This is a genomic window from Thermoanaerobacter sp. CM-CNRG TB177 (assembly GCF_018588165.1).
GTDB classification, from domain to species: Bacteria; Bacillota; Thermoanaerobacteria; order Thermoanaerobacterales; family Thermoanaerobacteraceae; genus Thermoanaerobacter; species Thermoanaerobacter thermocopriae.
In genome coordinates this window covers 1-19,815 of sequence record NZ_JAFCAC010000044.1, presented here as the reverse complement: position 1 = coordinate 19,815, position 19,815 = coordinate 1, and the positions used below count along the sequence as shown (strand labels likewise).

Genomic DNA, 19,815 nt, shown 5'->3' with positions numbered 1-19,815 from the left:
AATATCTAAAAAGCATACCACCACTAAATAGTATAGCACAATTATAGATTTTGCATAGATAGAAGTTTAATTTTCCTTAGGCCTAAACTCCACTTCCACAGTTTCACCTTTTTTCAAAATCGCACCTTCTTTTGGGTTTTGATTTACAGCAAAACCGCTGCCTTTTATTTTTATCTTAAGTCCTAAAGAATTTAGAATTCCTGTAGCTTCTTTTACACTTTTACCAGTTAAATCAGGCACTACTACTTCTTGTATTTTTTCAGCATTTAAGTACAAAATAACCTGTGTATTTTCTTCTACAATTGCTCCCGGTTTAGGCATTTGATCAAATACAGTATCTCCACTTCCTTCTATAATAAAGTTAAGATTATTCGATAAAATAACGTTCTCTGCTTCATAAAGTTTCATATTCCTTACATCCGGCACTACAACAGTTTTAGGTTTTTCTATACCTTTTGGCTGTACTTCCAAATATTTTAATGTGTCTTCTAAAATACTTTTTACTACAGGAGCAGCCAACTGGCTTCCAAAATGTCCTTCAGGACTGTTAGGCTCATCTATTACCACCAGCGCAATAACTTTTGGGTCATCTGCTGGTGCAAAACCTATAAAAGATGCCACATATTTGCCTGGCATATATTTTTCTGTAGTACCAGTTTTGCCAGCTACATCAAATCCTTCAATATATCCTGCTTTGCCTGTTCCCTCCGTAACTACACTTTTTAGTATTTCCCTCATTATAGAAGATGTCTCTTCAGAAATGACTTGCCTTACTACTTTTGGTTTAAATTCCTTTACTACTTTTCCATTTGAATCTACAATTGATTTAACAATTAGGGGTTGCATCAGTTTTCCTCCATTGGCTATTGCAGAGACAGCAGTAATCATCTGAAGAGGTGTCACCGCAATACCTTGCCCAAAAGAATTAGTGCCTAGTTCTACAGGTCCAACATTATTTTGTGACAACACAAGACCTGGAGCTTCACCAGGAAGAAAGATTCCAGTCATTTGTCCAAATCCAAATTCATGGATGTATTTATAAAATGTTTCAACTCCTAATCTTTGCCCTAACGTCACAAAAACTACGTTGCAGGAATTTTGAACACCTTTAACAAAATTTTCACTCCCATGAGTAGCCCAGCAATTTATTCTATGCCCAGCAACTGTAATATAGCCCGGACAATAAAACTGTTCATTAACACCTACAAGTTTTTCTTCCAAAGCTGCAGAAGCAGTAACTGTCTTAAAAACAGAACCAGGCTCATAAGAATCAGAAATAGCTTTATTTCGCCAAGACTTAAACCATTCCTCTTGAGGTCCTTCAAAAGGATTATTAGGATTGAAATTTGGCCTATTAGCCAAGGCCAATATTTCCCCTGTCTTAGGGTCCATAACAATAGCTGCTGCTCCCTTTGAAGGCTTAGAATGAACCATCGCTTGGTTAAGAGCCTTTTCTGCAAAATGCTGAATAGTCTCATCTATTGTAAGTACTACATTATATCCCGGAAGAGGCTCAAAATATTCTTCCTCCCCCCTCTTCATCTTCCTACCTATAGCATCCATTGGAGTAGTAATTTTCCCGGGAATGCCTCTTAAAAAGTTGTCAAATGCTAATTCAATTCCATCCAAACCTTGGTTGTCGATTCCAGTAAATCCCAACACATGACATGCAAGAGTATTATTGGGATAAAATCTTTTCATATCCTCAGAAACTATTATTCCATCTATATTGAGTTTTCTTATTTCTGATGCTTTTTTGTCATCAACTTGTTTTGCAATTAGCACTTCTTGTAAGTTTTTGTTGGAAATCTTTTGAAAAACTTTTTCTTTATCTAAATTTAATATTTGTGCTAAAGCTTCAGCCACTTTTTCTCTGTGAGAATCAAGTATTTCCTTGGGGATAACGCTTATTTTGTTCACACTTATATTTTCTGCTAATACTTTTCCATTTCTATCAAATATATTTCCCCTTTTACCACTCACAGACACGTCTAAAGTCCATTGAGGGAGTGCCATCTTTTGATAATCTTCACTTCTTACCACTTGTATCCAAAAAAGCCTAACTATAAGACCAAAAACAACTATCGTAGATAAAAAAAGTAAAAAGAGGATTCTTCTCTTTACAGATACGGCTGGATGTATCTATTATCCCCCCTATCTATTCAACACCCCCAATAACCTCATAAAAAAGTTACTTTTATCTTGTGATTTTTCTTCGCTTTTTTTCTCCTCAGCTACTTTAGGTTTTTCTCCTACACTTATGTAGACTATCTGATTTTCTTCTGGCATTTGCATTCCTAATTTTTCTTTTGCAATTTCTTCAATTCGAGCAGGATTGGTTAAAGAAGCAATTTGGGCTTTCAATTGCTGATTTAAATTTTCAGTATACTGTATTTGCTTTTCCATTTTGTCTAAAGCAATTGATTTTTGATAAATTATCGTATACCTATAAAGTATTAAAACGCTCAAAGAACTTACAAAAACTACCAAAAGCAAATTTTTTAATTTCCTCTTTTTTTTAGTTTTTCTTACTTGCTTTTGTTCTTTCTCTTCTGAGGTATATGGGGGATACTCGTAATTATATTCTCTTTGTGCTACTATCAATTTATTCTACCTCCATTTCTTTTAGAACTTACAGTTTTTCTGCAACCCTAAGTTTTGCACTGCGAGACCTGGAATTTGTTTCTATTTCCTCTTTGGAAGGTACTACCGGTTTTTTTGTTATAATCTTTACCACCGGTTTTTTCCCACAAATGCATGGCATATTTGGTGGACAAGTACAGGGATTTTCTAATTTTTTAAAAGTGTTCTTCACAATTCTATCTTCCAAAGAGTGAAATGTGATTATCGCAATGCGCCCTTTCCCCCGTAATACCTCTACCATGTCCTCAATCGCTTTACCTAAGCCTTTAAGTTCTTCATTTACTTCTATTCGTATGGCTTGGAATGTCCTTTTGGCTGGATGTGGCCCTTTCCTTCTGGCAGAGGCAGGAATAGCATTTTTTATAATCTCTACCAACTGGAAAGTAGTTTTTATTTCTCCTTTTTCTCTTTCTTTTACAATAAATTTAGCAATACGTGATGCCCATTTTTCTTCTCCATATTCTCTTATAACTTTTTCTAATTCTTGCTGTGAATACTTGTTCACCACATCATAAGCAGAAAAAGTTGAATTTTTGTCCATTCTCATATCTAGTGGAGCATCTTTCATATAAGAAAAACCCCGTTCAACTTCTTCTAATTGAAAAGAAGATACCCCCAAATCCAAAATGATGCCATCAACCTTGTCTACACCCAAACTTTTAAGTATCTCTCTTATATTTTTAAAATTATTATTTATGTATTTTACATTTTTGTAATTTTTAAGCCTTTCTTTGCTAGCTTTTATCGCATCCAAATCTCTATCTATCGCAATTAATTTTCCCTTCGTGAGCCTTTTTAATATCTGTTCAGAATGGCCTCCACCACCTAAAGTACCATCTACATATATTCCCTCTGGTTTTATATTTAAATATTCAATTGTCTCCTTAAGCAAAACACTTTTATGGCTATATTCCATTCTTTATCACACCTATATGTTTAAGTCATCAAGATGCTCAGCAATCTCTTCAAAAGAAACATCTGTATTGTTAGAGTATTCTTCCCAAACCTCTTTACTCCAAATCTCAACCCTTGTAGAAACTCCAATAAATATCACATCTTTTTCTATTTTGGCATACTCTCTTAAATTAGCAGGTATAAGTATTCTTCCCTGTTTATCAATTTCACATTCCACAGCTCCAGCTAAGAAAAATCTCGTAAATGCTCTTGCGTCTTTTTTGGTAAGTGGCAAAGTTTTAAGTTTTGCCTCAATATTCTTCCACTCCTCCAAAGAATACACGAATAAACAATTGTCCAAACCTTTAGTCAATACAAACTTTTCCCCCAATTCTTCTCTAAATTTAGCGGGGATTATTACCCTTCCTTTTGCATCAATTGTATGTTCGTATTGGCCCATCAACATATAAAACACCAAACTTTCATTTCACATTCTCCCACTTACCACCACATTACACCACTTAATATGTTATTCTATATAAATTTAAAAAATCCTGCTAAATTTTTATAAAAAAATAAAAAAAATCAGGCTTTGCACCTGATTACTTTACGCCTGATTTTTATTTTTTTATAGGATTCACAACGGAAAGTACACTATTCTCTTCTCTCAGATGATTTTGAAATCTTTCTCTAACATCTTCAAAGCTTATACTATAAAGCACATCTAAATAATCCAGCAAATTTATTTCTTTCATATAAAAGTTTATAAAACTGTAAGCTATACTATCGACTGAATTAAATGTTCTTAAAAATTTTCCTATGTATTTTTTCTTTATTCTCTCAAAATCTTCTTCCTTTAAAAATTGTAGATTATTTATTGCATTTAAAATTATATCTCTCACTTTAAAAGGATCTTTAGATTGACCCCCTATTATAGAATAACCATAATCTATCTCTCCGCCGTAATCAAAGCTAAAAGTGCTGTCAATAAGCCCTTCATTGTAAAGTCTTTCATATAAATCAGAACTTCTGCCTAATACCATTTCCAACCCTATTTGTACCTCTAAGTTCTTCTTTAATAATTTTTTTCCGCCAAAACCTACATCTGTATCTTTAAAACCTAGATTAAAAAGAGGAATGGATACTTGCATATCTTGTACTACTTCTTTTTCATAAACACTTAAAGGCTCCTTGGGATATATCCTTTTTATTTCTCCTTGTTTTTTTTCCTGTCTCACATTTTCCTTTATAATGTCCAGAGTTTTATCTACATCAATATCACCTACCGCAAACAAAACCATATTTTCAGGATGATAAAAGGTATAATAACATTTATATAAAGTTTCTTTGCTTATTTTAGAAATTGATTCAATTGTACCAGCTATGTCTTTTCTAACCGGATATACATGATAAAGAGCCTCTAATGCGTTAAAATAAACTCTCCAATTAGGGTCATCTTGATACATTCTTATTTCTTGGGCTATTATTCCCTTTTCTTTTTCAACATTTTCATCTGTAAAATAAGGATTTTGTACAAAATTCACTAAAAGTTTTAAGTTTTCGTAGAAGTTTTCAGTACTTGCAAACAAGTAAGCAGTTGTAGTAAAATTGGTATAAGCGTTGGCTGAAGCCCCTAATTTTGAAAACTGTTCGAAAATGCTACCTTCTTCCTCTTCGAACATTTTGTGTTCCAAAAAATGTGCTACCCCATCAGGTACCTCTGTTACCTCAGTATCCCCTGGAGCGATAAATTTACTGTCATTAGAGCCAAAACGAGTAGCAAATATCGCAAATTGCTTTGTATAATCTCTTTTAGGCATTATATACACTTTTAGACCATTATCCAATTCTTGTAAAAGTATTTTTTCATCTATTCTCTCATTATACAATTGCTGCATATTTATCCTCCTTTTTGCCAGTCATGAAATACACCGTATCTAATTTAACTTTTTTAGCAACTTCAACTACCTCTTCTTTTGTCACTTTTTCTACTTTTTCGATAAATTCTTCTATCTTCAAATTCATTCCTGCAATTTTTTGTGATAAGTAGTAGTCAGACTTAGAAGTGGCATTGTCTTTCATTGCTTTTAAAGAAGTTTTTAAGGCTTTTATTGTAGAATCTAATTCATAATCTGAGATATTACCTTCTTCAATTTCTTTTAACTGTTTGAGTATTATATCAAGAGCTTTATTGTAATTTTCTATCTCTATACCGCAACTTACCACCATTAAGCCTTTAAATCTCTCCAGCTTTGAATAAGCATAATAAGCAAGGCTAGCTTTTTCCCTCACATTCATAAAAAGTTTAGAAAAAGGTCCTCCTCCTAATATGCCACTGTATACTAAAAGAGGAAAATATTCCTCGCTGTTAGCCGCTACATTAGTTCTAAAGCCAAGAGTAAGTTTCCCCTGTGTTACTTCTAAATTTTCCGTAACATATTTTATTTCCCTTACTTCTTTATGTACATTTGGAGAAGGAATATTTAATATTTGTTCTCGTTTAAAAGAAAAATATTTTGCAAAAACCTCTTCTACATATTTAGGCTCTACGTCTCCTACAACGTATATATCTATTGGCAAAGTATTAATACAATTTTGATAATAATGGTAAAGATTGACTTCATCAATAAAGTTTAAATCCTCACTTCTTCCCAACTCAAAAATAGCAAAAGGTTCTCCCTTGCACATTTCTTCATAGCAACGGTCTACTGCATATCTGGTTTTATCGTTTATTCTTGAATCTATCAAATTTTTGTGAATCTCCTTTTCCTGAATTACATACTCCTTATTGAAGGCATTTCCTTCTATAAAGGGGTTAAAAATTAAATCTTTTAGAAATTTTACTCCCTTTTCTAAAATATTCTCTTGTATATACTCTTCTTGAGGTAATTCCAATCTATATTGTTGAAGATGCCTTTCCCCTTTTTTATACACAGAAACAGCCATTGTAGTACCATACAAGTTTTCCAAAAACTTCACCATTTCTTTGTAAGTTTTTATACTAGAAGTACCCCTTTTTAAAACAGCAGGCAACAAAGCATATTTTGTAGCCTCTTCTCCCAGTTGGTTGTGGATATAAAGATTAATTGTTACTGTTTTAAATTTACCTGTTGTGTCTATGTACAAATTTATCTCATTATTTAATTGTCTTTCAATTAGTTCCATCTAATCAACTCCTTCTAAAATAATCCAATTATTTTTTGATTATATGATAATTGTAGCACAAAGTCAATAATACATAAAACCCGGGGGAAAAACCCCAGGCTTTGTTACATACCAGGAGTAATGCGTTTTATAATTTCCGAAATTTGTTTTGCAAATTCAGAAACTGGTCTTCCTGCAGAAATTCCTTTGGCAATATTATCTATTCTCTTGTATAAATCTGGGTCTGAAGTTACATAGACCCTTGTAATAGACTTATCAGTATCTTTTACAGTCTTTTCTACTTTCTTCTTTACATCTGTCTCGCGAGTACCTTGCACTTTTGCTTTCATGTCCACCCCTACAATAGCAGTACTTCCAGATACTACTACTGTGGCTTTGTTAACTTCCGGTATTTTAGCAACATTTGTAGCTATAGTTGTTGCTCTTGCTTTTTCTGTTGTCGGTTTTCTCACAGGAGTCGGAGCCGGTGTTGTCGGTGTCCTAGGCGCAGGTGTTGTATAACGTGGCGCTGTCTTAGAAGGTGCAGGAACCGTTCTTGTAGGAGTCGGTGTATAACGAGTAGGAGCCGGCTTCCTAGCCGTAGTCCTGCATCCTGCCATTGAAGCTATTATCATTGTCCCAATAAGCACTATTGTGATTATACTTTTTATTTTTTTCAAAGCTATACACCTCCTCGAAATATATTTTTGCACTTTTATTAAAAAGTATTATGCTAAATTATGGAATTTTTATGAAAAACATTTGAAAAAATTTCGTAAGTAATATATAATGCATATGTAATGCTATTGGAGGGAAGATGAAATGGAAATAGGAATTGTTGGTCTGCCTAACGTCGGTAAAAGCACTTTGTTTAACGCAATTACAAAAGCAGGTGCAGAATGTGCAAATTATCCCTTTTGTACTATTGAGCCAAACGTCGGAATTGTATCTGTGCCTGATGAAAGGTTAGATTTTTTGTCAAAAATTGAGAAACCGCAAAAAGTTATTCCTGCAACTATAAAATTTGTTGACATAGCAGGGCTGACAAAAGGGGCAAGTAAAGGAGAGGGTTTAGGAAATAAATTTCTTTCTCATATTAGGGAAGTTGATGCTATATTAAACGTGGTAAGATGCTTTGAAGATAGCAACATTGTCCATGTAGAAGGAAGTATTGATCCTATAAGAGATGTTGAAATAATAACTTTAGAACTTATACTTGCTGACATGGAAGTTATTGAAAGGCGTCTTCAAAAAACATCAAAACTTGCGCGAAATGATAAAAAAGCAGCCTTTGAAGTGGAAGTACTTGAAAAAATAAAAAAAGGATTAGATGAAGGGAAACCTGTAAGGGCTCTTCAATTTACTGAAGAAGAGAAAAGTTTTGTAAGTCAACTTATGTTGCTTACCTCCAAACCTGTTATGTATGTAGCAAATATATCAGAAGAAGATTTAATTTCAGGAGAAGAAAATCAATATGTAAAGCAACTAAAAGAATATGCTGAAAAAGAAAATTCCCAAGTTTTGGTTATAAGTGCAAAAATTGAAGAAGAATTAGCCTCTTTAAGTGATGAAGAAAGAAATGAACTCTTGAGAGAATACGGCCTTGCCGAACCTGGCCTTAACAACATAATAAGACATGGTTACTCTCTTCTTGGACTTATAACCTTTTTCACCGCTGGGCCAAAAGAAGTCCACGCTTGGACAATAAAAAAAGGCACAAAAGCACCTCAAGCAGCAGGGAAAATTCATTCAGATTTCGAAAAAGGATTTATAAGGGCAGAAGTAATCTCTTATGAAGATTTAGTAAAAGCCGGTTCACAGGCAGCAGCAAGAGAAATGGGACTTATGAGACTGGAAGGAAAAGATTATGTGATGCAAGATGGAGATGTGGTAGTCTTTAGATTTAACGTATAAAAATCGCCTTTTATGGCGATTTTTATACGTTACTCTTTTTTGTCTATCTTTGACGTCTCCTCAGCTTTATATTCTAAAGTAGCAATTAAATTATCCAATTTATTTCTGATGGTAGGATAAGATAAACCTAATACTTTTTCCATTTCCCTTATATTTCCCCTCGACCGTATGAAAAGTGCCAAAAAATCTCTCTGCTCTTTTGACAAATAGCAAAATTTACAAAGTTCAAATTTGCCTTCAATTGCTGTTCCACATTGAGGACATTCCAGTCTCGTCACTACTAATTTTTCTCCACAAACAGGGCATTTCCCTAAAATTTCCTTCATACTATCACCTCTTAAAATGTAAGTTTATCAGTAAAACCTACATTCTTATCCGTTGTTTTGTTTTTCATTATAACGCGTAATTTAAAAATGTCAATATTAATTTTAAATTATTTTAAGTTTTACTTTGAAAAAATTAATTTTTTAAAAGAAGTAGCAAAAAACAAACCAAGCACTAGAGGCTTGGTTTAAACTTCCACGATTTCTTCTTCAAAATTATCTAAGTATTTTTGATACTCCATTTTTTGTTCTGCTTCTATTACTTTTTCTAACTTAGGCTTTGTAGCAGGATGTTTTGGCACAAAAATAGTGCAACAATCTTCATAGGGTCTTATAGAGATCTCAAAAGTACCAATCTTTTGAGCTAAATTTATAATCTCTGTCTTATCCATTCCAATGAGAGGCCTAAATATTGGTATAGAGACAGAAGCATTGGTTACATATAAACTTTCAATCGTTTGGCTTGCAACTTGTCCTAAACTTTCCCCAGTGACTAGAGCCATAGAACCATTCTGTTGAGCAATTTTTTCTGCTATCTTCATCATCATCCTTCTCATAATTATAGTAGTAAATTTGGGTGGACACTTTTCATAAATTTCTAATTGCAAATCAGTAAAATGCACTACATGTAATTTTATTTTTTGTCCATACTGAGAAAGGACTTTGCACAAATCTACAACCTTATCTTTAGCCCTTTCAGAAGTATAAGGAGGACTGTGAAAATAAACTGCTTCTATCTCTACTCCTCTTTTCATCATCATCCAAGTAGCTACAGGGCTGTCAATTCCTCCTGATAATAGTACTGTAGCTTTACCATTCGTACCAAGAGGAAGGCCTCCTATTCCCTCAATCACTCCCGCATACAAAAATGCCATTTCTCTTATCTCTACCATCAAGAGCACATCAGGATTATGGACATCTACTTTTAAGTTTTTGACATTTTTCAATACTGCTGCTCCTACTCTCCGAGTAACTTCCATGCTGTCATAAGGAAAAGACTTGTTTGGTCTTTTAGTTTCCACTTTAAAGGTCCTTCCCGTATGCTCTTTCATCAACTCTATCGCAGCTTGATATATATCCTCCAACTTTAAATCAGTTCTCTTTGCTTTTGTTATGCCTACAATGCCAAAAACTTTTTTTAACCTTTCTATAACTTCTTCAATATCACCATCGCATTCTACATATATCCTGCCATGAGTTTTTTCAACTTTAACCTCATCAAAATCTCTAAGAGCATTCTTTATATTTTTCACAAGCTTGTTTTCAAAAAAGGACCTGTTATCTCCTTTTAGTGCCAGTTCTCCATATTTAATCAATAATACGTCTTTCATATTTTACCTCCGTTTGTATTTTCTAAGAAAATCTATTTTCTCTTTTAAAGCTGATATTGTATAATCAATTTCTTCTTCTGTATTAAAAATTCCAAAAGAGAATCTTATAGCACTTTCAATCAGGTCCTCTTTTAAGCCTATCGCCTTTAAAACGTGGCTTTGCCCTTTCTTTTTAGAAGAACAAGCCGATCCCGTAGAAACATATATGCCTTTTTCTTCAAGAGCGTGTAAAAGCACCTCTCCCCTCACACCGGCAAAAGAAATATTGAGTATATGAGGCGCTCCTTCTTCAACATTTGGCCCGTTTAAATGGACATCTTTTATTTCAGAAACTATGCCTTGATAAAGTCGCTTCTTTAATGTCATTAATTTGCTTACATTATCGTGGAAATTTTCTTTGGCTAATTTGCTTGCTATTCCAAATCCTACAATACCCGGTAAATTTTCTGTCCCAGATCTTAAATTTTTTTCTTGGCCTCCTCCAAAAATTATTGGCCTAATCTTTACTGTTTTATCAACATAAAGCGCACCTACTCCTTTAGGACCGTGTATTTTATGGCTGCTTAAAGACACCATCTTTATTTTATGCTTTTTTACATCTATATTTATTTTTCCTACTGCTTGTATAGCATCAACGTGAAAAACTATGTCTTCATTTTCTGCAATATCAGCTACTTCCTCTATTGGCTCTATTGTTCCTAACTCATTATTTACAGCCATAATTGATATAAGTATAGTTTTATTAGTTATCGCCCTCTTTAAATCCTCTACATCTACTTTTCCTGTTTTATCCACATCTAGATAAGTTACTTCAAAGCCATTTTCCTCAAGATATTTTAAAACATTGAGCACAGAATGATGTTCAATCTTTGAAGATATTATATGATTTCCTTTCTTTTTTAAACTTTCTGCAACCCCTATTAAAGCAAGATTGTTTGATTCTGTCCCTCCAGAAGTAAAAATTATTCCTTCGGGCTCACTGTTGATTAAGTTAGCTACATTTTCTCTCGCTTCTTTCATTAACTTTTCAGCTTGATAGCCTTTCATATGTAAAGAAGAGGGATTGCCGTATTCCTTATCTAAAACTTCAGACATTTTTTCAATTACTTCTTTCCTAACTCTTGTAGTAGCGCTATTGTCGAGATATACTTCCATGGCCATCATCCCTTTAACTAGATTTTTAATAATAGCAAATTCCTCGATTTATTTTACAAATCTAATCATTAAATTAATAATTCTTTCTACCTCTTCATAGGTAGCCTTTCCATCCTTACTTGCTAATATACATTCTTTTGCATGTTCTTGAATGATTGACATACCTACTTTTTCTAATGAGGCTTTAACAGCTGCTATTTGCAACAAGATATCCTCACATCCTTTTGATTCTTCTACCATTTTTTCTATACCGGCAATATGCCCTTTTATCGTTTTTAATCTTAGCAAAATATCATTTCTCAAACTATCACTCACTTACAACACACCTTTCAACAGATAGATTTCTTTTGCTCATATTCTATTATAACTTTGCCACAAAAATAATAAAGAGTCAATCACTATGTAAAAAAGCCAGCTAAGTAGCTGGCTTTTAATAAGGATTTTGTTGCATTTGAGGCGGATCAAAAGATGGAAAAGGCTTCTGATTGAAAATTTCACACACATCTGTGACAAACTCCTCACAAGCTGCTGGAGTAGGACAGAATCCATAAGAAGGAACTAATAATTGCACATCTACTGCGGATTTTATCACAATCCATACCCCAATTATCACTTCTACAGTGGTAGTAACTCCTAGATTAACCTTTCCGTACAAGCACTCTGCTAACGCCTCGTATTTCATTATTGCTACATTTGGGTCTGGTACGTAAAGTACAATATCTTTGTTGAAAGTAGTAGTATTGCCTGGCAATGTTTGTGTAGTTCCATCCGGATAGTTAATCACTATATCAAAAGTCACTTGAAAAGTAGCTTCTACCCTCGCAAATCCTTCTCTATCAGGAAGCGGCGTTATCACAAAACCCGGCGGTGTTACCAAAGATACTGTTATATTTTCACATCCCCCAAAAGAAGGAGTTAAAGTTAGATTTGTTGGTACAAAGGTAATAGGAGGTATATCATCAAGGCATATTCTCTGAGAACAAGCATCATATATCTTAGTCACTTCAATGCAAGTTATCTCTGTAGGTTCTGGAAGTTGCCCTGGCTGTACAGGACCTGGCACTATTTCTTGCTGTCCCACCATCTTTTTAGAAAAAGCCATATTATTTCCCCCCCTTAAAAGTTACAGCTTTTAATAACTTAAATTGTCTTATCTATCTACAATATACGTTTCAATGTATTAGATTGTTACAAAAAATCAAAAAATAAGTACCTCGATTGAGGCACTTATTTTGTAACTATCTATAAGCACAAACTCTTTCTTTTATTTAATCTTTTCAATCATTTCTTCTACTTCTTTTGCCCCTTCTTCGTAAAATTTCTCCTCATCAGGAGCTAATTCTTTCAAAAGCCTCAAAAATTCTCCCGCATGCACTTTTTCCTCATCTGCTATGTCCATTAAAACTGTTTTTGCTAATTCATTATCAGTAGCTTCTGCCAACTGAGTATAAAGTTGAATTGCCTCATACTCTGCCGCCACCATAAAGCGTATAGCCCGTACCAACTCTTCGTGGGTGACCTTCCTTTTTTCAGTAAGTCCAGAAAAAGAAGTTCCAAACTCAGGCATAATTAACATCTCCTTTCCCTATGTATTGATTTGATTATATCATAAATTAATGTAATATCAAAAAATTTAAAAAAGTTGAAACTAACTCTTCATCACCTTCAGCCCCTCATCAGCATGATAAGAACTTCTGACTAAGGGACCAGAAGCTACGTATTTAAAACCTAATTCATATCCTATTTCTTCATATCTTTTAAATTGTTGAGGAATAACATATTCTGCTACTTCTATATGTTTTGCTGAAGGCCTCAAATACTGTCCTATAGTCATCATGTCACAATCAACACTTCTTAAGTCTTTCATAACTTGTATAACCTCTTCTTCTGTTTCCCCAAGACCTACCATAATTCCTGACTTAGTAAGTATAGAAGGGTCCAGTTCTTTTATCATTTTTAAAAGGTTTAAAGACCTTAAATAATCTGCTTTTGGCCTTACATTGGGATAAAGTCTCGGTACTGTTTCTATATTGTGATTTATTATATCTGGCTTGGCTTCTACTACTTGAGCAATAGACTCTTCTTTACCCATAAAATCAGATACAAGTACCTCAACTGTAACTCCTGGCAATTTTTTAAGTTCATAGATTGTCTTTGCAAAATGTGATGCTCCACCATCCGGTAAATCATCTCTTGTAACACAAGTAACCACTACATGCTTTAATCCTAACTTTTGAGCAGCCTCAGCAATTCTTCGAGGCTCATCCTCATCAAGAGGTTGAGGATGTCCTTTTTCTACCGCACAAAACCTACAGTTTCGCGTACATATATTTCCCATAATCATAAAAGTGGCTGTCTTTCTCGCAAAGCATTCCCCCATGTTGGGACAATTGGCACTTTGACAAACTGTGTTTAAAGACATACTTTTTAAAAAAGCTTCCATCCTGTTTAAATCTTCGTTTAATAGCCTCACTTTGAGCCATTCAGGCTTTTGCATTATCAATCACCGCCAATCTATCTAAAGTTATCTCACTAAAGTGTATACCAAATACTTCGCTAAATTTATCAACCATTTTTTCTTTTACTTTTTCTATGTCTTCATTTATTCCAAGTTTTTGCATAGAAGTAACTCCAAACTCAGTGATGCCGCAGGCATTTATTAAGCCAAAATATGAAAGGTCAGTATTTACATTAAAGGCTATTCCATGCCAAGTAATCCATCGCCTAACAGCGATACCTATGGCGCATATCTTTTCATCTCCTACCCATACTCCGGTATATTTAGGCTTCCTTCCCGCTTTTATACCATACTCCTCCAAGAGTTTTATAATCGTCTCTTCTAATTTATAAACAAAAAGATGAACATCTTTTTGCCACTTTGCCAAATTAAATATAGGATAGGCAACTATTTGTCCTGGTCCGTGAAAAGTTATTTTACCTCCCCTTTCTACTTTATAAAGCTCCGCTTTTTTCTTAAGTTCCGCTAAAGGCACAAGGATGTTTTCGTCAAAACCACCTGAAACTCCTATAGTATATACTGGTGGATGTTGAAGCAATATAAGAATCCCGTCCGTCTCGCCCTTTTTAACTCTTTCAAAGGCTTTAAGCTGTATCTCTTTTCCCTCCATATAAGGTACAATTCCCAGTTTTAAAACTTCTCCCTTTCTCAAGTGAATCTCTCCTTTAACTTATCCTTTATTTATAGGCATTCCTAATGCGTCTTCTGCTGCCTCTTTTACGCTTTCTGAAAGCGTAGGATGAGCATGAATTGCATCTGCTAATTCTTCTAATGTGAACTCTTCTTTTATGGCAAGTACACCCTCATGAATTATCTCTGTAGCACCAGCCCCTATTATTTCCATCCCCACTACTCTATTGTATTTTGCCTCCGCAATTATTTTAACAAATCCATCGTTTTGCCCCATAGTCATTGCTCTTCCTAAAGCAGTATAAGGGAAAGTGCCTATTTTTACATCTCCAAATTTTTCTCTTGCTTGAACCTCATTCAAACCTGCCCACGCTATTTCAGGATTTGTATAGAGACAATTTGGAACTATACTTAAATCCGCTTCCTTTTCTTCCCCTGCTATATTGTGAGCAGCTACAATACCTTGATAAGAAGCCACGTGAGCCAGTTGTATACCTCCTGTAACATCTCCAATTGCATATATATTTTTTATGCTTGTCCTCATGTGGGAGTCGACTTTTATGCCCTTTTTATCCATATCAAGATTTAAAGCTTCAATTCCATTTACATTGGCAACTCTTCCTACAGCGACTAAAACAGTATCACATTCCACTACCTGAGTATTCCCTTCTGTGGTATAAACTACCTTTAAACCTTCTTCTATCTTTTCTACTTTACTGTTTAAATGTAGTTCAAATTTTTTATGCCTCAAAATTTTTTCCATCGTATCTGCTATGTCTCTATCTAACATAGGCAAAAGTTGAGGAAGCATTTCAATGATGACAACTTTACTTCCTAAAGCAGAATAAATATTTGCAAATTCCAATCCTATAATTCCCGCCCCTATGATGACAATTTTTTCAGGAATTCTTTCAAGTTCTAACGCTTTATCACTTGTAATAACACCTTCTAAGTTAATCCCTTCAATAGGAGGTAAAAACACCTTTGAACCTGTTGCAATTATAAAATTTTCTGCTGTGTATCTTTTATCAACTTCTATAGTATTTTCATCAACAAACCTACCTCTCCCTTTTATAACATCTATATGGTGTAAGTTCATTAAATAGCCTACTCCACCGACAAGTCTTTTTACTACTCTTTCTTTTTTCTGACGAAGTTTTGCAATATCCACTGCATACTGGGCCATTATTCCAAAGTCTTTAGCATCTTTTATGGCATTTATAAGCTCAGCCGCATGAGAATAGACTTTCGTCGGTATACAACCTCGATTTAAACAAGTTCCCCCTAATGAATCTTCTTCTACAACAGCGACTTTTTTCCCTAATTCGCTGAGTCTAATAGCAGCAGTATAGCCACCAGGCCCTCCGCCTAAAACTATAACATCGTAATCCATTTTTCTCCTCCTTTTTGAGTGTATTGATTCTTGATTTATCTTTTTATTTATTTCTACACTTAACCTCAAAATCCTTCTTTCATCATTGTCAATAACATGTCAATTCTATTCAATAATCATTATGCATATATTTTAGCAAAGGGAGGGAAATTTATGGACAAGATTGTGACTAAAAAAGATGAGGATTTTTTACAGTATCTTTATCTTAAAGATAGAAAAATCATATTGAACACTATAGAAAATGGAAAAACAACAGAAGAAATCATTGTAAAAGACTGTTTAAGTGATTTTGACGCTTGTTACGACGAAGAAGGAAAACTAAACCTGATATACTATAATTCACAAGGAGAAATAATTTTTTTAATTCAAAAGAAAGAAGGATGGGTAGGAAAAGCTTTATACACTTATAAAGATAAAAAAACGTATATAAGCAATTTTAGCCTCTTTATAAAAAATAAAACACTTCACATATTTTTCACAATCAGTAATTCTAATAATCCTAGAGAAATCCATTTAATACACCAAAAATGGGCCAAAAATTGGAGCGGCAATAATATAGCTATTATAAAAAATATCTCTTTCACCCCTTTTTATGACTTATTCATTGATGAAGAGGAAAATATTCACTTGATTTACGTTACAAAAGAAAAAAATAACAGCCAACTTTACTACCTTAACTACGTAAAAGATAACTGGTCGCCAAAATTTCTAATTTCAGAAGCAGAAGGAATATACTATCCTACAATAACTGTAGATCCGCAAAAAAATGTACATACCTTATGGGTAGAAGAAGATATAATTCAAGAAATAAAATACAGAAAGAAAACCCCTGGAAGCTGGCCAAAAGGCAGTTGGGGTAGTATCACGACTTTGGCTTATTCTACAAATATTAAAAATTGCTATATCTCCCTTTTAGAAAATACTTTATGGTGCACTTACCTTCAAAACGATAGCTTTTTTGCCACCATGTCCTCTGATGGAGGAAATAGTTGGTGCAAGCCTTTTAAAATTCCTCCTTCTTTTTCTGAATACAACTTTTTTAAGTTAAAAACCCCAATAGACAGATTTCAAAGCAATTATTCATTTATAAGCGATAAAGGAGAAGTAATTCCTTCTTTGCAGTACACATTAACCAGCAAAAATGGAGAAAAAGATTCTTATTTCACTTTCTATATAAAAGAAGTTCAGGAGTATTTAAATATCCTAATAAAAAAGCTTGAAACTATCAAGGAGGAAAAAACAAGATTAGAAGAAGAACTAAGCAGAAAAAATGTTGAAATTACAATAAAAAACAAAAATATAGCCGATTTACAAGAATTATTAAAACAAACAAATGACGAAAAAATAAAAATTGCCCTTAAAGCGGACAATTACAATACAATGGTAAATAGTTTGATAAGAGAAAATGAAAATCTTAAAAAACAAATAAAAGATTTGCAAAATCAAATAATAACTTTAAACAGCAAGCTTGAATCTCTTCAAAATGTCAGCACTTTTCAAAAAATAAAAAGTATATTTATAAAAAGCGACGAACATTAAATAATTTTGACTATTTTATATCCCGCAGGAATTCTCTCTACTTCGTATATCCCCTTATAAGGAATGTTGAGCCTTTGCAAAAGGTTTTGTACTATTCGTAAAGATTCTAATCCAAACTTGAGAGAATGGCTACAGCTTTCCGTAATACTTCTGGGAGTTGGTACAAACTCCACCGGAATATTATTTTTCTTTAATATCTTTTCTGCCATTAAACCATGCTGATAAGAGTAAAAGACAATCAATCCATATTTCACTAATACCACCTCAAAATCAGTATATTCCAACAAAGTAAAAGTTGATACAATGTTCCTATCTCACCATAAATTACTTGAAGGAATTTACAGCTGTCTGTAGAATATATGATTTGAGGTGGTAATAAAGAAGGACATAGAGCAAATATTTTAAACCCTTATTACAACAAGGTAGGAGTAGGAATAGTGAAAAATAAAGAGGGCAATGGCATAATAGTGGTAGAAATGTTTATAAAAGATTAAATCCGGGTAAATCCCGGATTTAATCTTTTTCCATAAATACTTTATAGGCCTTATAAGCCATATACACATCTACTTTAGAAGACAGTTCATAAGGAGCGTGCATGCTTAAAAGAGCAACACCGCAGTCCAAAACCTCCATTCCGTAATTCGCTGCAAACTGTGCTACTGTGCCGCCGCCTCCCATGTCAACTTTGCCCAGCTCACCTGTCTGCCATACTACTCCATTTTCATTGAAGAGTTTTCTTATTTTGCCGACAAACTCAGCATTTGCATCATTTGACCCCGATTTTCCTCTTGAACCAGTATATTTGGTTACACAAACCCCTTTACCTATATAAGCAGTGTTTTGTTTTTCACTGACTTCTTGATAAGTAGGATCAAATGCAGCATTTACATCAGCAGAAAGCAGTTCGGAATTCGCAAAAACCCTTCTTAATTTAATATCTGTGCTACCTTCGTATTTTTCTAATATCTCTGCAATAGCATTTTCAAAAAATCTTGATTGTAAACCCGTATTGCCCATACTTCCAATTTCTTCTTTATCGGCAAATATTGTAACAGCTGTCTTCTCTGGCACCTCAAGCTCAAGAATAGCTCTTGAAGAAGCATAAGCACAAACCCTGTCATCTTGACCATAAGCTCCAATCATACTTCTGTCAAATCCTATATCGCGAGGCTTATAGGCAGGTACTAATTCTAACTCAGCACTTAAAAAGTCCTCTTCCACTATGCCATACTTTTCATTTAAATATTTTAAAATATTGGGTTTCACGCTGACTTCCTCAGAAAAAGGAATGCTTCCAACTACAGCATTTAATGCTTCTCCTGTAACCGCCTCTGCTGCTTTTTTCTCCATCTGGTCTTTCCCTAAGTGGGGCAATAAATCTGTTATGTAAAAGACTGGGTCATTTTCATCTTCTCCCAGTATAATGTTTATTTTCTCACCGTTTGCTTTGACAATTACTCCATGGAGAGCCAAAGGGATTGTCACCCACTGGTATTTTTTAATACCCCCATAGTAATGGGTTTTAAATAAAGCCAAACCACCATCTTCATACATTGGATTAGGTTTTAGGTCAATTCTCGGAGAATCAATATGAGATGCTACCGATTTTATTCCCTTTTGCATTGACTCTTTACCAATTACAGCTAAAACTACTGATTTTCCTTTGTTGTTGTAATACACTTTGCTGCCCGGCCTTAAATTTGTAACTTGTTCAATGTTAATAAAACCGTTTTTCTCGGCCATTTCTACAATTTTTTCTGCTATTTCTCTTTCCGTCTTGCACTTTGCCATAAAATCTTTATAGTCTTCTGCAAATTGGTAAACCTTTTCTTTCTCCTCTTGCGTAATCTTTGTCCATGCATCCACTTTTTTGTAACCTAAACGCTTTTCAATTTCCTTTAAATCTTTTTCTTCCAAAGAAATTACCCCCCGTGGTTTTTTGTATGGATGACATTCTGTATCAACAATATGATACGCTTTTTTTGTATAAAAGTCAAATTTAGCATTGTAAAAGTTTAGTTTTGTAAAATCGTCTCATTTTTAAGCATATAAATAGCAGCTTGAGTTCTGTCTTTCACATCTAATTTTTTAAAAATATTGTAAACATGGTTCTTGACAGTTTTCTCGCTTAAAAATAGTTTTTGTGCAATTTCTTTATTGCTATACCCTTTAGAAATAAGTTTGAGAATCTCTATCTCCCGTGGTGTGAGGTCTTTTTTCAAGTTTTCGTGATCTATGTTATCTATTTCTTCCATTAAAGAAGGATGAATATAAACTCCTCCCTCTATTATCTTTTATTTTCTCTTAATATCTTAGTTTTTCTTTAATTTT

The 19,815-nt window shown here is 33.9% G+C and carries 20 protein-coding genes and 2 pseudogenes; 3 read left to right on the top strand and 19 right to left on the bottom strand.

From position 1 onward, the window contains the following. Positions 1 to 66: 66 nt before the first annotated feature. The 7 genes from I4N53_RS03145 to I4N53_RS03115 form a co-directional block, all read right to left on the bottom strand. Positions 67 to 2,142, bottom strand: a complete 2,076-nt coding sequence (locus I4N53_RS03145; protein WP_214495603.1) for a stage V sporulation protein D — start codon at positions 2,140 to 2,142, stop codon at positions 67 to 69. Positions 2,143 to 2,154: 12 nt separating this feature from the next. Beyond that, positions 2,155 to 2,604, bottom strand: a complete 450-nt coding sequence (gene ftsL / locus I4N53_RS03140) for a cell division protein FtsL (protein WP_013150482.1) — start codon at positions 2,602 to 2,604, stop codon at positions 2,155 to 2,157. A 28-nt stretch (positions 2,605 to 2,632) separates the two neighbouring features. Next, positions 2,633 to 3,559, bottom strand: a complete 927-nt coding sequence (gene rsmH / locus I4N53_RS03135) for a 16S rRNA (cytosine(1402)-N(4))-methyltransferase RsmH (protein ID WP_214495558.1) — start codon at positions 3,557 to 3,559, stop codon at positions 2,633 to 2,635. Between the two features lie 12 nt (positions 3,560 to 3,571). Then, the gene (gene mraZ, locus I4N53_RS03130; protein ID WP_012995482.1) at positions 3,572 to 4,003 is read right to left on the bottom strand and encodes a division/cell wall cluster transcriptional repressor MraZ; all 432 of its coding nucleotides are present in this window, start codon (positions 4,001 to 4,003) and stop codon (positions 3,572 to 3,574) included. A gap of 154 nt (positions 4,004 to 4,157) precedes the next feature. After that, entirely contained in the window at positions 4,158 to 5,435 is a 1,278-nt protein-coding gene (yfmH, locus tag I4N53_RS03125) for an EF-P 5-aminopentanol modification-associated protein YfmH (protein ID WP_214495557.1), read from the bottom strand. Continuing rightward, positions 5,419 to 6,702 carry an EF-P 5-aminopentanol modification-associated protein YfmF gene (yfmF, locus tag I4N53_RS03120; RefSeq protein ID WP_013150485.1) on the bottom strand — a complete coding sequence of 428 codons (1,284 nt, stop codon included), beginning with the start codon at positions 6,700 to 6,702 and terminating at the stop codon, positions 5,419 to 5,421. The genes yfmH and yfmF overlap by 17 nt, the downstream gene beginning before the upstream one ends. Positions 6,703 to 6,806: 104 nt before the next feature. Continuing rightward, positions 6,807 to 7,361, bottom strand: coding sequence for a YhcN/YlaJ family sporulation lipoprotein (locus I4N53_RS03115; RefSeq protein WP_013150486.1), 555 nt, complete (start codon positions 7,359 to 7,361; stop codon positions 6,807 to 6,809). Between the two features lie 142 nt (positions 7,362 to 7,503). Between I4N53_RS03115 and ychF the strand changes: the two genes are divergently transcribed. Continuing rightward, positions 7,504 to 8,595, top strand: a complete 1,092-nt coding sequence (ychF, locus tag I4N53_RS03110) for a redox-regulated ATPase YchF (RefSeq protein WP_013150487.1) — start codon at positions 7,504 to 7,506, stop codon at positions 8,593 to 8,595. A 29-nt stretch (positions 8,596 to 8,624) separates the two neighbouring features. On the opposite strand, the gene I4N53_RS03105 is transcribed toward ychF, so the two are convergent. From I4N53_RS03105 to lpdA, 9 genes are all read right to left on the bottom strand, one after another. Beyond that, entirely contained in the window at positions 8,625 to 8,921 is a 297-nt protein-coding gene (locus I4N53_RS03105) for a DUF2089 domain-containing protein (RefSeq protein WP_214495556.1), read from the bottom strand. A gap of 185 nt (positions 8,922 to 9,106) precedes the next feature. Continuing rightward, a complete protein-coding gene (gene thiI / locus I4N53_RS03100) occupies positions 9,107 to 10,249 on the bottom strand; it encodes a tRNA uracil 4-sulfurtransferase ThiI (protein WP_013150489.1) in 1,143 nt (380 codons plus the stop codon). A gap of 3 nt (positions 10,250 to 10,252) precedes the next feature. Next, positions 10,253 to 11,404 (bottom strand): cysteine desulfurase family protein, encoded by a 1,152-nt coding sequence (locus tag I4N53_RS03095; protein ID WP_013150490.1) that lies wholly within the window; start codon positions 11,402 to 11,404, stop codon positions 10,253 to 10,255. 48 nt (positions 11,405 to 11,452) lie between these two features. Then, entirely contained in the window at positions 11,453 to 11,719 is a 267-nt protein-coding gene (locus tag I4N53_RS03090; protein WP_214495555.1) for a metal-sensing transcriptional repressor, read from the bottom strand. A 115-nt stretch (positions 11,720 to 11,834) separates the two neighbouring features. Then, positions 11,835 to 12,506 carry a hypothetical protein gene (locus I4N53_RS03085; protein ID WP_214495554.1) on the bottom strand — a complete coding sequence of 224 codons (672 nt, stop codon included), beginning with the start codon at positions 12,504 to 12,506 and terminating at the stop codon, positions 11,835 to 11,837. Positions 12,507 to 12,668: 162 nt separating this feature from the next. Continuing rightward, positions 12,669 to 12,971 carry a ferritin family protein gene (locus I4N53_RS03080; protein WP_255549669.1) on the bottom strand — a complete coding sequence of 101 codons (303 nt, stop codon included), beginning with the start codon at positions 12,969 to 12,971 and terminating at the stop codon, positions 12,669 to 12,671. Between the two features lie 81 nt (positions 12,972 to 13,052). Continuing rightward, positions 13,053 to 13,901, bottom strand: coding sequence for a lipoyl synthase (lipA, locus tag I4N53_RS03075; protein WP_214495552.1), 849 nt, complete (start codon positions 13,899 to 13,901; stop codon positions 13,053 to 13,055). Then, positions 13,888 to 14,574 carry a lipoyl(octanoyl) transferase LipB gene (gene lipB / locus I4N53_RS03070; protein ID WP_003867258.1) on the bottom strand — a complete coding sequence of 229 codons (687 nt, stop codon included), beginning with the start codon at positions 14,572 to 14,574 and terminating at the stop codon, positions 13,888 to 13,890. The genes lipA and lipB overlap by 14 nt, the downstream gene beginning before the upstream one ends. 18 nt (positions 14,575 to 14,592) lie before the next feature. Then, a complete protein-coding gene (lpdA, locus tag I4N53_RS03065; RefSeq protein WP_214495551.1) occupies positions 14,593 to 15,945 on the bottom strand; it encodes a dihydrolipoyl dehydrogenase in 1,353 nt (450 codons plus the stop codon). A 153-nt stretch (positions 15,946 to 16,098) separates the two neighbouring features. Between lpdA and I4N53_RS03060 the strand changes: the two genes are divergently transcribed. After that, complete coding sequence (locus tag I4N53_RS03060; protein WP_009052569.1) at positions 16,099 to 17,484, top strand: hypothetical protein; 1,386 nt, start codon at positions 16,099 to 16,101, stop codon at positions 17,482 to 17,484. Here I4N53_RS03060 and I4N53_RS03055 read toward each other — a convergent pair. Then, positions 17,481 to 17,738 carry a DUF3343 domain-containing protein gene (locus I4N53_RS03055; protein WP_003867254.1) on the bottom strand — a complete coding sequence of 86 codons (258 nt, stop codon included), beginning with the start codon at positions 17,736 to 17,738 and terminating at the stop codon, positions 17,481 to 17,483. The genes I4N53_RS03060 and I4N53_RS03055 overlap by 4 nt on opposite strands. Before the next feature lie 120 nt (positions 17,739 to 17,858). Between I4N53_RS03055 and I4N53_RS03050 the strand changes: the two are divergent. Then, positions 17,859 to 17,978, top strand: a pseudogene (locus I4N53_RS03050) (CAP domain-containing protein); the annotation flags it as partial. A 19-nt stretch (positions 17,979 to 17,997) separates the two neighbouring features. Here the strand turns inward: I4N53_RS03050 and I4N53_RS03045 are convergent. Both I4N53_RS03045 and I4N53_RS03040 read right to left on the bottom strand, forming a co-directional pair. Beyond that, a complete protein-coding gene (locus tag I4N53_RS03045; protein WP_214495550.1) occupies positions 17,998 to 19,401 on the bottom strand; it encodes an aminopeptidase in 1,404 nt (467 codons plus the stop codon). 98 nt (positions 19,402 to 19,499) lie between these two features. After that, a pseudogene (locus tag I4N53_RS03040) lies at positions 19,500 to 19,775 on the bottom strand (response regulator transcription factor); the annotation flags it as partial. Positions 19,776 to 19,815 lie beyond the last annotated feature (40 nt).